Annotated in this window: 18 protein-coding genes; 17 read left to right on the top strand and 1 reads right to left on the bottom strand. The window is 65.6% G+C overall.

Annotated features, from left to right (window positions below):
• From NKH52_RS09475 to NKH52_RS09465, 3 genes are all read left to right on the top strand, one after another.
• A partial coding sequence (locus tag NKH52_RS09475) for a strawberry notch C-terminal domain-containing protein (RefSeq protein WP_352966854.1) occupies positions 1-2,563 on the top strand: 2,563 nt, incomplete at its 5' end.
• On the top strand, positions 2,563-3,609 hold the full coding sequence (locus tag NKH52_RS09470) for a DUF7146 domain-containing protein (protein ID WP_352729772.1): 1,047 nt from the start codon (positions 2,563-2,565) through the stop codon (positions 3,607-3,609). The genes NKH52_RS09475 and NKH52_RS09470, both read left to right, overlap by 1 nt.
• Positions 3,610-3,921: 312 nt before the next feature.
• Positions 3,922-4,857: a DUF2493 domain-containing protein gene (locus tag NKH52_RS09465; protein WP_352729770.1), complete on the top strand. Its 936-nt coding sequence runs from the start codon at positions 3,922-3,924 to the stop codon at positions 4,855-4,857.
• 6 nt (positions 4,858-4,863) lie between these two features.
• Here NKH52_RS09465 and NKH52_RS09460 read toward each other — a convergent pair whose 3' ends face one another.
• Complete coding sequence (locus NKH52_RS09460; RefSeq protein ID WP_352729768.1) at positions 4,864-5,619, bottom strand: hypothetical protein; 756 nt, start codon at positions 5,617-5,619, stop codon at positions 4,864-4,866.
• Between the two features lie 302 nt (positions 5,620-5,921).
• Between NKH52_RS09460 and NKH52_RS09455 the strand changes: the two genes are divergently transcribed.
• From NKH52_RS09455 to NKH52_RS09390, 14 genes are all read left to right on the top strand, one after another.
• Positions 5,922-6,089, top strand: a complete 168-nt coding sequence (locus NKH52_RS09455) for a hypothetical protein (protein WP_352729766.1) — start codon at positions 5,922-5,924, stop codon at positions 6,087-6,089.
• 144 nt (positions 6,090-6,233) lie between these two features.
• A complete protein-coding gene (locus NKH52_RS09450) occupies positions 6,234-6,677 on the top strand; it encodes a hypothetical protein (RefSeq protein WP_352729816.1) in 444 nt (147 codons plus the stop codon).
• 567 nt (positions 6,678-7,244) lie between these two features.
• Positions 7,245-7,568: a DUF736 domain-containing protein gene (locus NKH52_RS09445; RefSeq protein ID WP_352729764.1), complete on the top strand. Its 324-nt coding sequence runs from the start codon at positions 7,245-7,247 to the stop codon at positions 7,566-7,568.
• A gap of 183 nt (positions 7,569-7,751) precedes the next feature.
• A complete protein-coding gene (locus NKH52_RS09440; RefSeq protein WP_030540442.1) occupies positions 7,752-7,994 on the top strand; it encodes a helix-turn-helix domain-containing protein in 243 nt (80 codons plus the stop codon).
• Between the two features lie 18 nt (positions 7,995-8,012).
• The gene (locus NKH52_RS09435; RefSeq protein ID WP_352729763.1) at positions 8,013-8,378 is read left to right on the top strand and encodes a DUF2285 domain-containing protein; all 366 of its coding nucleotides are present in this window, start codon (positions 8,013-8,015) and stop codon (positions 8,376-8,378) included.
• A 117-nt stretch (positions 8,379-8,495) separates the two neighbouring features.
• Positions 8,496-8,810: a transcriptional regulator domain-containing protein gene (locus NKH52_RS09430; protein WP_352729761.1), complete on the top strand. Its 315-nt coding sequence runs from the start codon at positions 8,496-8,498 to the stop codon at positions 8,808-8,810.
• Entirely contained in the window at positions 8,716-9,261 is a 546-nt protein-coding gene (locus NKH52_RS09425) for a DUF2285 domain-containing protein (protein ID WP_352729814.1), read from the top strand. Before NKH52_RS09430 ends, NKH52_RS09425 begins: the two co-directional genes overlap by 95 nt.
• 126 nt (positions 9,262-9,387) lie before the next feature.
• Positions 9,388-9,672, top strand: coding sequence for a helix-turn-helix transcriptional regulator (locus NKH52_RS09420; RefSeq protein WP_352729760.1), 285 nt, complete (start codon positions 9,388-9,390; stop codon positions 9,670-9,672).
• An 11-nt stretch (positions 9,673-9,683) separates the two neighbouring features.
• Entirely contained in the window at positions 9,684-10,571 is an 888-nt protein-coding gene (locus NKH52_RS09415) for a replication initiator protein A (protein ID WP_352729758.1), read from the top strand.
• 208 nt (positions 10,572-10,779) lie between these two features.
• Complete coding sequence (gene parA, locus NKH52_RS09410) at positions 10,780-11,418, top strand: ParA family partition ATPase (protein ID WP_352729756.1); 639 nt, start codon at positions 10,780-10,782, stop codon at positions 11,416-11,418.
• Positions 11,415-11,669 (top strand): hypothetical protein, encoded by a 255-nt coding sequence (locus tag NKH52_RS09405; RefSeq protein WP_352729754.1) that lies wholly within the window; start codon positions 11,415-11,417, stop codon positions 11,667-11,669. The genes parA and NKH52_RS09405 overlap by 4 nt, the downstream gene beginning before the upstream one ends.
• The gene (locus tag NKH52_RS09400; RefSeq protein WP_352729752.1) at positions 11,666-12,184 is read left to right on the top strand and encodes a DUF2840 domain-containing protein; all 519 of its coding nucleotides are present in this window, start codon (positions 11,666-11,668) and stop codon (positions 12,182-12,184) included. Before NKH52_RS09405 ends, NKH52_RS09400 begins: the two co-directional genes overlap by 4 nt.
• Positions 12,181-12,726, top strand: coding sequence for a S26 family signal peptidase (locus NKH52_RS09395; RefSeq protein ID WP_352729750.1), 546 nt, complete (start codon positions 12,181-12,183; stop codon positions 12,724-12,726). Before NKH52_RS09400 ends, NKH52_RS09395 begins: the two co-directional genes overlap by 4 nt.
• A 44-nt stretch (positions 12,727-12,770) precedes the next feature.
• Positions 12,771-13,118 carry a DUF736 domain-containing protein gene (locus NKH52_RS09390; protein WP_352729748.1) on the top strand — a complete coding sequence of 116 codons (348 nt, stop codon included), beginning with the start codon at positions 12,771-12,773 and terminating at the stop codon, positions 13,116-13,118.
• Positions 13,119-13,121 lie beyond the last annotated feature (3 nt).

The raw sequence follows: 13,121 nt of genomic DNA, 5'->3' as shown, positions 1-13,121 counted from the left end.
TCCACACCCCCCAGGACGTCGTCTCGTTCTCAGGCGAAAAAGAGCCAGCCACTCCGCGCCCCCCCCCAAGCTCAACCCCGCACTCGTCAACGTGGATCTCGCCGACGTCGCCGCCTCACAGCAGGGTCGCGCGGGCCTGCGCCTCCAGCACGCCTTGCCGAATGCGCGCATCGTCTATGTCTCGGCGACCGGCGCAACCACGGTCCACAATCTCGCCTATGCCCAGCGCCTCGGCCTCTGGGGCGGCGAGGACTTTCCGTTCTCGACCCGCGCCGAATTCGTCGAAGCGATCGAGGACGGCGGCGTGGCGGCGATGGAAGTTCTGGCCCGCGACCTGCGCTCGCTCGGGCTCTACACGGCGCGGTCGCTCTCCTATGACGGTGTCGAATACGAGCTGCTCGAGCATCAGCTTACGCTCGAGCAGACGCGCATCTATGACGCCTATGCCGGGGCGTTCGCCGTCATCCATAACAATCTCGACGCGGCGATGCAGGCCGCCAACATCACCGGCGACAGCGGGACGCTGAACCGGCAGGCCAAGTCCGCCGCTCGCTCAGCCTTCGAATCCGCCAAGCAGCGCTTCTTCGGTCATCTGTTGACGTCGATGAAGACGCCGACCTTGATCCGGTCAATCGAGCAGGATCTGGCGGACGGACACGCCGCCGTGATCCAGATCGTGTCGACCGGCGAAGCCCTGATGGAGCGTCGCCTCGCGGAGATCCCGACCGAGGAATGGAACGACGTCCGGGTGGACATCACGCCCAGGGAATATGTTCTGGATTATCTCGCCCATTCCTTCCCGGTGCAGCTCTACGAGCCCTTCACCGACAGCGAGGGTAATCTGTCGTCGCGGCCCGTGTTTCGCGACGGTCAACCCGTCGAGAGCCGTGACGCCGTCGCCCGTCGTGATCGTTTGATCGAAAGGCTCGCCTCGCTGCCGCCGGTCGCTGGCGCGCTCGACCAGATCGTCCAGCGCTTCGGCGCCGATGTCGTGGCGGAGGTGACCGGACGCTCGCGCCGCATCGTCCGCAAGACCAGCCTTGGCGGTATCGATCGCCTTGCTGTCGAGAACCGCGCCGGATCGGCCAATCTCGCCGAGACGCAGGCCTTCATGGACGATCAGAAGCGTATCCTGATCTTCTCGGACGCCGGCGGCACCGGGCGTAGCTATCACGCCGATCTGTCGGCGCGGAACCAGCGGCTGCGCGTCCACTATCTGCTGGAGCCGGGGTGGAAGGCCGACGCCGCCATTCAAGGCCTGGGTCGCACCAACCGGACCAACCAAGCCCAGCCGCCGCTGTTCCGGCCGATCTCGACCGACGTGAAGGCGGAAAAGCGGTTCCTGTCGACCATCGCCCGCCGCCTCGACACCCTGGGCGCGATCACGCGCGGCCAGCGCCAGACTGGCGGCCAGGGGCTGTTCCGGCCCGAGGACAACCTCGAAAGCCACTATGCCCGCGACGCACTAAGGCAGCTCTATCTGCTGTTGGTGCGGGGCAAGGTCGACGGCTGCTCGCTCCAGATGTTCGAGGACGCCACCGGCCTGTCGCTAACCGATTCCACCGGCATCAAGGACGAGCTGCCGCCGATCACCACCTTCCTCAACCGGCTGCTGGCGCTAACCATCGAACTCCAGGGCGTCCTGTTCACGGCGTTCGAGCGGCTGCTGAACGCCAAGGTCGAAGGCGCCATCGCCTCCGGCAGCTACGACGTCGGGCTGGAGACCCTGCAGGCCGAGAGCTTCATCGTCACCGATCGCCGGACCATCCATGTCCATCCCGGAACCGGCGCCGAAGCCCAGCTGCTGACAATCATCCAGCGCCAGCGCAACCGGCCGGTGACGCTGGCCGACGCGCTCGATCATCTCGACGACCCGCGCGCCAGACTGCTGATCAACGAGCGCTCGGGCCGCGCCGCCGTGCAGATCCCGACCACCAGCATCATGCTGGACGATGGCGAGATCGAACGGCGCGTCCGGCTGATCCGGCCGATGGAGGCGCACAATCTTCCCATCAGGATGATGGACGAGACCCATTGGATCGACGCGGACCGAACCGGCTTCACCGCGGCATGGAGCGCCGAGCTGGCCGAGGTGCAGGAGTTTGCCGACAGCACCATCCACATCGTCAGCGGGCTGTTGTTGCCGATCTGGAAGCGGCTGCCGAACGAGTCGACGCGGGTCTATCGGCTTCAGACTGACGACGGCGAGCGCATCGTCGGCCGTCGGGTCTCTCCCGCATGGGTCGCTGGCGCGCTCGCCACCGGCACATCGACCCTGACACCGGACGACGCCTTCATGGCGCTGATGGATGGCAAGACCATCCTCGACCTTGCCGAGGGTCTTCAGCTTCATCGCGTCCGGATCATGGGCGCCAACCGCATCGAGCTGTCGGGCTTCACAGACGCCATGCGCGATCGCCTGCGGGCCTATGGCCTGTTTCAAGAGATCATCTCGTGGAAGCTGCGGATGTTCGTGCCGACCGATGCGACCGGCGCCGCGATCCTGGCCAAGGTGCTCGAGCGCTATCCCGTCGAACGCATCGGCGGGCGGGAGCCGGCGTGATGGCACGGCACGACGCTTCAGAGTTAGCGATCCGTCTTGGCCGGCAGGCCGAGGCGGTGTGCCGCCATTACCTCTCCGCTGGTCACCGCGAGGGTCGCTATTGGCTGGTCGGCGACGTGCGCAACACGCCGGGCCGCTCGATGTTCGTGCGGCTGAAGGGCGGCGAAACCGGCAAGGGCGCCGCCGGCAAATGGACCGACGCCGCCACCGGCGAGCATGGCGACCTGCTCGATGTCATCCGCGAGAGCTGCGGCCTGGTCGACTTCAAGGACGTCGCCCACGAGGCGCGCACCTTCCTATCGATGCCGCATCCCGAACCGGATCGTCCGCATGCTGGCGAGAGTAAATCACCGGCGCCATCAGGATCACCGGAAGCGGCACGGCGGCTCTTTGCCATGGCGCAGCCGATTTCAGGCACGCTCGTAAAGACGTATCTACGCACACGCGGCATTACGGATTTGCACGGAACCGGAAGCCTGCGCTTCCATCCCCGCTGCTATTACCGGCCCGACGAGTATTCCCCGACCGAGACCTGGCCGGCGATGATCGCATCGGTCACCGATCTCGATGGGCGTCAAACCGGCGCGCATCGCACATGGCTCGCCCCTGACGGATCGGACAAGGCCCCGATCGACACGCCGAGACGGGCGATGGGCGATCTCCTGGGTCATGCCGTTCGCTTCGGCGTGGCGGGCGAGGTGATGGCGGCAGGTGAAGGTATCGAGACGATGCTGTCGCTGAGGATGGCGCTGCCCACCATGCCGATGGCGGCGGCCCTCTCGGCAGCACATCTCTCGGCCATCCTGTTCCCCGACACGCTGCGTCGACTCTACATCGCCCGCGACAACGATCCGGCAGGCGACGGTGCAGTGGCGACGTTGATCGAACGCGCGAACGCGGCCGGGATCGAGGCGGTCGTGGTGTCGCCAGCCTTGAGCGACTTCAACGAGGATCTCCGCTTGACTGGACTCGACAGCCTCCGGGCAGCGGCTCGGGTGCAGGTCGCGGCACAGGACGTCGCACGCTTCATGGCGCTTGCGGCATAGGCCGACAGGAGCATGCGGGCGGCGGGAGCGCCGTCGTCGGCATCGCTCGGATGATCCCATGTCGGAGAGAACCGCGCCTCGGCCTTCGAGAGGGCGATCGGCCAGCAAACGGCCCGGACCCGCAATGTCTGCGGCGGACTATTTTCCGGCGGCCCTGCGGGCCTTTCCATCGCGAAACAAAATAGCCCGCCTCCGCCATCCTCCGCTGCGCTCCGGCCCTCCGCTTCGCTGCGGGTGCAGGTCCGGACCGCCCGCCGGCTTTCGTCGCCATGAAGGCCGCGAGGGTCGCGGTCGAACCGACGGAGCATCCCGATGAGCGAGCACGACGACCACGAACCTCACCACGCCTCTTCATCCACGGACCATGTCCTGAGCGAACTCCAGCTTTACGGCTACCGTCCCTTCACGGATGAACCTGATCCCCGACCGCTTCCGGAGGGCGACCACGTCGCCGGCGCCATCGCCGATATCTTCGACGCCCTGATCGCCACCCTGGAAGACACCCGCCTCGAGCCCGACCTCGACGATCTCCTCTGGTCGACAGTCAACGTCTTCCACCGGGCCACCGATCGGATCGAGCGCGAGCTGGACGACAATGAACAGGCGCAGCGTCGCGGCCAGCGCGAACAGGACGGCAGCGAGGTGAAGGCCGTCGAGCTGGAACGCCTGACGGCCGAGGGCCAGACCATGATCGAACGCCGCAACGCTTTCGAGCTGATGCGCGACCAGGCCGCCGAACACTATGAGCGCCACACCGGATCGAACTGGCGACCGCGCAGCGGATCGATGGTCAATCATCGCAACCTGACCTCGGCGATGATCGACAGCCGGGACTTCCTCGCCGCCAAGAAGCGGGCCGACAATCAGGTGCTGCTGCCCGCAGGCCCAAAGATCGCCTTCACCGGCGGACTGGACTTCAACGATCACCACCTGATCTGGGCCAAGCTCGATCAGGTCCACGCCAAGCACCCCGACATGGTGCTGCTGCACGGGAAGTCGCCCAAGGGCGCCGAGAAGATCGCGGCCAAATGGGCCGACACCCGCAAGGTGCCGCAGGTCGGCTTCGCCCCCGACTGGACGAAACACGCCAAGGCCGCACCGTTCAAGCGCAACGATCAAATGCTCGACGTGCTGCCGATCGGGGTCATTGTCTTCCCGGGCACCGGCATCCAGGACAATTTGGCCGACAAGGCGAGGAAGCTTGGCATTCCACTGTACGATTTCCGCCCGAAGGGAGGCGGCGCGTGAGCGCCGTCAGTCCAGGTCGATGCCCCAGAACCTCAGGACGGAAAGCACCTCCTCTTTGGGATAGTGCAAGAACGCAGCATTCGCGAGGTCGGCCTTCATCTTGCTCTTGCGCTTCGCAATCTCGCGCTCGATTTGTTCGCTGAACGGTGCTGTCCCAGGCGGCAGAATCTCTCGCTGCTCCGGACGTGGCCACGTCTTTGGATAGCCTTCGGGGATCCAGCCATTCTTGACCTTCTCGAATTGCTCGGCAACCGATGGGTGCTCGCAAGCCCAGCCATAGAGATGGAAGGCGCAGACCCGCAACATGGCCTTGATCTCTGGCAGCGTGTCCGTGAAGCCTTTCAGCGGCGTCGGCAGCCACACCATATTCGCGACGCAGGAGAAGTAGCGCGGGTCTTGTACCACGCTGCTTTGCTGCGCGAACGACGGATCGTCGTATCCCCATATGTGGCAGACAGTCCAATTCTTCGGTTTTGGAGCCGCGACGCCGAGCGCGGCCACAAGCGCGTTGAGTGCGGCGACATTGCCCTCGAATTTCTCAGCGGTGATCTTCGTTGCCTTTTTGGTATTCGTGTACCGGCGCGCCCAGGCAGAGTCGTAGAGCGGACGACCGCGAGCCGTATGCGGCGCCCATACCGGCAGGCGGCGGAACGTCTCCGGATGGACCCAGCGGGCTGTTCGTTCGATCAGTTCGACCACGGCAGGGATATCGTCCCGGAGCGCCTCGTTACCGTCGGGTATGTAAAATCCGGCTGCTGCCATCGCTCGCTCGTGTCCTCCTGCCTTCCGACGCGGACGACCAGCACGAGGCTCGAATCCAACGCAGTGCAACTGTTGAGGGACAGTCCTAGCACCCGGTCAAAACGAGACACCATCCCCCGCTTCCAATGCGCTGATCCTTGGTCCAGCCGCTGGCCTGACGCCATCAACCCGTGAAGGGTCGGCTATGCGAGCATGCCGCCGCTCCAGCTCCGCCTTTGCGGTGATTGCGGCCATCGGCCGGACACATCGGGCGCCTGTCGCGCGGGAGATGGTCTCCCGCCTCCAAGACAGGAGCCGGTCAGATGTCCCTCAAGCAAGCTCACGCATTCGCCTTCAGCCTCGCCACCACCCTCATGGTCTCGATCGTCATCTTCCAGGCCGGCGACGGCACCTTGGGCGTCATGCCCGCCGGCGAATATGACGGCGAATCCGCCGCCATCGTTCACGAGGTCGATCCCTTCGCCCGCTGATCGCGGGCAAGGCGTCACGGCCGCAAGCGGAAATCCCTCGGGATTTCCGCTCCCGTCCGGCCTCCTCTTCGGCTATACTAGCAACGCGCCGTGGTGGTGGTGGAGGCGCAACCGTCAGACCTTTATCTCGCGGAGAACACCACCATGATCTTCATCGGTATCCTCGCCAGCATCGCCGCGATCGGCGGGCTATGCTGGCTGTTGTTCACCCTGGCTGTGTTTGCGTTGCCGTTCTTCGCGGGCGTCAGCGCCGGGACATGGGCCTATCAGACCGGCGCAGGATGGCTCGGCGCGATCATCGTCGGCCTCGTCGGCGCCGCGCTAACGCTGGGGCTTGGGCAGTTCCTGCTCGCCATCATCCGTCCGCTCTGGATACGCCTCGCGATCGCACTCGCCTTCGTCGCGCCCGCGGCGCTCGCCGGCTACCACGCGACGCATGGCATCGTGAAACACACCATGCCGTCCGACACCTGGCAGATCATCTTCTCCGTCATCGGCGCGGTCGCGATCGGCATCACCGCCTTCGTGCGGATCGCGGGAATGGCGGCGGCCACGGACCCGTCCGGCCGGGACCTGGCGCGAACCTGACCTGTGTCATGCCGTTGCGACGGCCAGATCAGCGGTGGGCGACGGCCGCCCACGTCGTCTGAGACCGTTGGGATCGAAGCGTGGGGCGCGGATTGACGCTAAGGCCCGGGAAGCAGCCCTCGTTAGCGGGCTGCCGTGGCAGGACCAAATCTCGGCGGCACAACGAAGATCCGGGGCGGCGATCTCCCCAGTAGTGGTGAAGGGTCAGGATGCAGCAACGTTGCCCTGCCGGGAGGAGACGAAGCCGGCGAGCGTTGATGCGACGCCGGTCTGCCGGTGCGGGACGGCCGCCATCTTCTCCGTTTTCTGACCGTGCCTAGACCGCTCCAAACGGCCTCTTCAATGGCCTGATCTAGCCGAAGGCCGGCTAACGCCTCGATCGCCTATGACGCAACAGCCGCGTCAAACTTTCTTCCCCTGCCAGCTGCGCCGTCATTCCTCGCGAGACAAGAAAGTCCTCCTTGGCTGTCAGGCCCCTCCGGGGTGCGCCGTCGATCGCCTCCGGCCAACCGATCGCCATCGAGGCCGCAATGGTGCGGGCTCGGGAACGGAAATCGGAGACTTACAATGGCGACCATCGGCACCTTCAAGAAGACCGGCTCGAACGAGTTCACCGGCGAAATCGTCACCCTCAGCGTCCAGGCCAAGAACGTGCGCATCGTCCCCGACCAGCGCGCCACCGGCGAGAACGCCCCCAGCCACCGGGTTCTGGTCGGCCGCGCGGAGATCGGCGCCGCTTGGTCCAAGCGCTCCAACGAAGGCCGCGACTATCTGGGCCTCAAGTTGGACGATCCGAGCTTCAACGCCCCCATCTACGCCAACCTCTTCGACGACGAGGAAGAGACCTTCTCGCTGATCTGGTCCCGTCCCAATGGACGACGCGGCGACTGAGGTTCGCGCAAGGCCCCGGCCGAACAGGCCGGGGCCTTCGGCTTACGGCGACCGAATCAGTTGGAGCCGTTGTCAGGCAGAGAGAGCCTACAGAGGCAATTCTGGCTGGAAGATCGTCACAAGAACGACTATTATAGCCGTAGTTTTGGCGTACGCGTAGGTCCGTGTGGGAGGTGATCATGCATGATCACCGCCCGACAGTTTCGGGCCGCACGCGCGTTGCTGGGTTGGACACAGGAGACGCTCGCTGACAAGGCCCGGGTCTCATTGACCGCGCTCAAGCGCCTCGAATCCCTCAGTGGGCTCGAGGTCTTTGAGAGTACGCGCGACGAGGTGAGAAGGGCTTTCGAACGCGCTGGCATCGTCTTCCTGAACTCCGATCAGGGCAAGGGAGTGCTGCTCGTTGATGCAAAGAAGGAAGCCTGACGTTCGACGGGTCGCGGCGTGGCCACATCCTCCCGCGTCAAGGCCTTGCGTCATCATTCCGATCAAATCACGGTTAACAATCTCCTCCAGTTTGGATACATCTCGCGCTCGGGGGATGTTGTGACCAAAGACGATTTTCTTGATCAGCCGCCGGCCGGGGCGGCATTGACCGCCTATGACGAGGCGCATCTGAAGCTCTATGCCCGGCTGCTCGATGCCGACGCGGCAAGCGCCGACTGGCGCGAAGTCGTCGAAGTCCTCTTCGGCCTTGATGCCAAAGCGGAACCAGAGCGCGCACTGCGCATCTACACCAGCCATCTCGACCGCGCGAAATGGATGACCACCACCGGCTTCTGCCAGCTGCTCCAGGGCCGACTGCACTGAGGTGATGCACAAACCGCATCACGTTGCGGCCACTTCGTTCTTCCCGCGCTCCATTCAACCGGGAATCGTATCCGCTGCATAACTCGCGTTGTAAAACGTTACGCAGAGGGGTGGAGAATGTCCGAGGACGAAAGTTGGCAGTCTGAAGCCGCCTACGACTATATCGACAAGTTGACGCCCGGCGATCTTGCCTGGGAGTTCTTGCGTCGTAATCCCGATTACAGACAATCATATCAGGAACTAGTGGCCGTCGGGCGACTGACTGAAGATGTCGCTCGGGAGTTTGCCGAACAATGGGGGTTGCGATTTCGTCGCGGACCCTCGCAATTCCGCACTCATCCAGCCGATCTTCTGGACCCCGCAAACCGATCCGGCGACGCTCCCGTTCACCGCCGGACCGAGCCCGGCGGGAGATCTCCTCCTCCGCGCTGAGGATCTCCGCGCCCACCCCATCATCGAGCATGATCCTGGTCTGATCCGGCTCGCGCTCCGGGGCGAGTCCCACGACGTGGCCCTGTTCAACGTCGATGATGCCCGTCCCCTCGGCGCGTTCGTCATGTTCGATGAACTGACGCCCGACCGGCTGACCGCCGTCGAACGCCTCTGGCATGCAGTGTTCGGCAAGCGTGTGCCGCCCGATCCACGCATGACGCTGCAGAGACGTCAGCGCGCCCGGCAGATGCTACGCGCTGTCGATGCGCGTGAGAGCGGCGCCATCTACCGCGTCGTCGCCGAGCATCTCTTCCCCCAGCACAAGATCGACGCAGCGTCCTGGGTCGGCGACCCGATCCGGGAGATCACCATCCGCCTCGCCCGCGACGGCATGAAGTTCGTTCGCGGCGGCTACCGGACATTGCTGCGCCGCCCACGCCGGGATCGCTAATACCCGCTCGCGTGTCGATTTTAGAGTCTTACTTCGACATCGTCCGAGGCGCCGTCTTCGCGCCACCGTGCTCGCAACCCGCCGCTCGTTCGCAGCGGCCTCCCGCGAGACCACGGAGGTTCGATCATGGCCGAAAAAGCCGCCAATATCCCGCCACGCTACCTGCGAACGCAGGAGGCAGCGCGCTTCCTCGGCCTTTCCGAACGCACCCTCGAAAAGCACCGCACCTACGGCACGGGTCCGACCTACCGCAAACTCGGCGGCCGTGTCGTCTATTCCGTCGATGACCTCCAGGCCTGGGCGGATCGCGGTCTCGTTACCTCGACCTCTGACCCGCGCGGCGGCACCGTGCTGCCGGCAAAACGCCAGACCGCCTCGCCTGCCGCCGCCGGCGGCCGCTTTCCGCGCTGAGACGACCGGCAATGTCGTTCCACCCCCACCATCGCGAGGAGCGCGCGCAGCTCGATCTGTTCCGGGCGATGCCCGGCGATCTTGCGCCCCGCGATGCGCAGGATCTCATGGCCTATCCATTCTTCTCGCTCGCCAAGTCGAAGCGCCTGGCGCCAATCGACTTCAAGGCGGGTTCGGTAAAGATCCGCGTCGAAGCCGTCCCCGAACATGGCATGGCCACGATCTGGGACGCTGACGTCCTGATCTGGGCCGCCTCGCAGATCGTCGAAGCGCGCGATGTCGGTTTACGTCCCTCGCGCCTGATGGCGACCACACCCTATGAGATTCTGAACTTCATCGGCCGCGGTGTGTCGCTGCGCGACTACGACCGCCTGAAGGCCGCGCTCGACCGGCTCCAGTCGACCACGGTCGCGACATCCATCCGCCAACCGACTGAGAGGCGGATGCACCGCTTCTCCTGGATCAACGAGTGGAAGGAGCGCGCCGATCACCGCGGCCGTCCGCTCGGCCTCGAGCTGATCCTCCCAGACTGGTTCTATGGCGCCGTGCTGGACGACGCGCTCGTGCTCACAATTGACCGAAACTATTTCGGTCTCACGGGCGGTCTGGAGCGCTGGCTTTACCGCCTGGTGCGCAAGCACGGCGGCAAGCAGGAGTTTGGCTGGAGTTTCGATTTCCCGCACCTCCACGCCAAGTCCGGCAGCCTCTCGCCGCTCAAGCACTTCGCCTACGACCTGCGCGACATCGTCCGCCGCCAGCCTCTGCCGGGCTACCGGCTGACCATCGAGCAATGCCTCGGCGGTCCAGAAATCCTGTCCTTCGCACCCACCGATCCCAACGCGCTCGGCATCCCGCGCCGCCGTCGCCGCTCGACAACTCGCCCTGGGGATAAGCTGTGAATAGTCTCGTGCTATCAGGGACCGGCACTATCGTGCCATCGGGGACCGGCCTCTCGTGCTATCGGGGACCGGAATCGGCAATTCCTCGCGCTGAATCAGCAGCTTGCGCGCCCCGTAACTTATCTAACCTAGATTCCTTCGGAATCTTTCTAACGGAACCCGCTTTTTCGCGCGGTGTGGACGAGTCCCCGATCGCGGGGAGACCGTCATGATCGTCGCGCTCCTCAACCAGAAGGGCGGCGTCGGCAAGACGACGCTGGCGCTGCACCTCGCCGGCGAATGGGCCCGCAGCGGCAAGCGGGTCACCCTGATCGACGCCGATCCCCAAGGCTCGGCTCTCGACTGGTCGCAGCAACGCAGCCGGGAGGGATTGGAGCGGCTGTTCGGCGTTGTCGGCCTAGCGCGCGACACACTCCACCGCGAAGCGCCGGAGCTGGCGCGCGACGTCGATCATGTCGTCATCGACGGACCGCCGCGTGTCGCCGGTCTGATGCGTTCGGCGCTGCTGGCTGCCGATCTTGTTCTGATCCCGGTGCAGCCGTCGCCGCTCGACGGCTGGGCGTCGGCCGAGATGCTGACGTTGCTCGGCGAAGCGCGGATCTACCGCCCGGGCCTCAAGGCGCGGTTCGTGCTGAACCGCTGTGCGGCCCGCACGATCCTCGCCCGCGAAACCGCCGAAACGCTCGCGGAGCACGATCCGCCGCCGCTGCGCACCACCATCGGTCAACGCATCGCTTTCGCTGATGTCGTGCAGACCGGGCGGCTCGCGGCCGAGCAGGACGAGACATCGCCCGCCGCGCGGGAGATCGCCGCGCTCGCCGCCGAAGTGACGGAAATCGGGGCATGAGCGAGCGGCCCCCGAAACGCAGCTTCGCATCCCGCCCGGCCGATCCGGAAAGCTGGGTCAAAGCGCCAGACCGTCCGTCCGCGCGTGCGGACGCCGCCGCCGACTTCACCGCCAGGCTGACGATCGACGTCACCGCCGACATGCGCGGGCGGATCAAGATCGCGGCCTTCCAGCGCGGCCAGACCGTCGCCGACATGCTCCGCGCGCTGTTCGAGCGCGAATTCCCACCATCCCAAGGAGACGCCCCATGACCGGCCTTGCCGCCGTATCCGCGCGCGCCGACCGCGCCCTTCACGCGCCGCCGGAAGACCTCACCCAGGTCGAACTCGTCTGGATCGAGAAGCAGATCGAGCACTGGATCCGCTTCGGTCGCGAGGTGCGCGAACAGGTCCTCGACCGTCGCCGCCGCATCCTCTTCTTTCCTCCCGGTGCGGCTTTCGCGCTGGTGCGCTGGGCCGGGAACGAGCACGGCACCGTGCTTTCCCGCCTCGACATCCTGCGCGCGGTCGGTCCTGGCGAACCCTGCCAGACGATCTCGACCGTGATGCCTGGCGGCGACATCCTGCTGCGCGTTGACGGCTGGCCGAAGGTGGAGCGCATGCTCCAGCTCATCGACGCGATCGAGGCGATCGGCATCGATCCCGTCGAGGTCGCGCCCGATCACTGGCGGCACGTTCACAACCGCCTGGCCGCCGGCGAGACGCCGCGCGCCTACACGATGCAGCGCCATCGCGCCTTCCTCCTGACACGGAGGATCGGCGCATGACCCGGCTCGGCTACGCCATCACCACGACGGCCGCGGTGTCGTTGCTCGGCATCCTGTCGCTCGTATCCTTCGCGCCGAAGCTGATCTGGAATGCGTCGGCCAGCACGCCGATCGGCCTCTACGCCGTCGCGCCAGACCCGTCTCCGGACGTCGCCGATCTGGTCGCCGTACGCGCGCCCGAGCCGCTCGCGAGCTTCCTCGCCGAGGGCGGCTATCTGCCGCGCGGCGTGCCGCTGATGAAGCGCGTCGTGGCGCTTCCTGGCCAGCGGGTTTGCAGGACCGGCCTCGCGATCACGGTGGACGCCGTGCCGATGGGTGATGCGCTCGATCGCGATCGTCGCGGCAATCCGCTGCCCGTTTGGCAGGGCTGCCGCGTCGTCGCGGAGGGTGAGCTGTTCCTGATGAACTGGGAAGTTCGCGACAGCCTCGACGGCCGCTACTTCGGCCCGCTTCCCGCCTCCGCCGTGATCGGCCGGGCCATCCCCCTCTACACCGACGAGGACGGCGATGGCCGCTTCGTCTGGCGCGCGCCGACGCGGTGACGGCGTGCCCATTCCCAATATCACCGCGATTCCAAGGAGGAATCATGTCCCTGATCGGTCAATTCACAAGCGACGATAACGGCTTCATCGGCCATTTGCAGACGCTCCTGCTGCGCCAGGACATCATCATTATTCCGGCCGAGTCGTCCGACGCCGAGAATGCGCCGGATTTCCGCGTGCACGTCTTCGACGGCATGAACAACGAACCTGGCGCCGAGATCGGCGCTGGCTGGAAGCGCACCGGCGAGAAGGCCGGCGACTACGTCTCGCTGCAGCTCGACGATCCGACGTTCAGCCAGCCGATCCGCGCCAATCTGTTCCAGTCGGCCGACGACAAGTCCGCCTGGGGTCTGCACTGGAACCGCCCGCCCCGGCGCAGCGAGCGGGACTGAGGG

This window comes from Mesorhizobium sp. M1066 (assembly GCF_040318635.1).
GTDB lineage: Bacteria > Pseudomonadota > Alphaproteobacteria > Rhizobiales > Rhizobiaceae > Mesorhizobium.
This window is presented reverse-complemented; position numbering and strand designations above follow the sequence as displayed.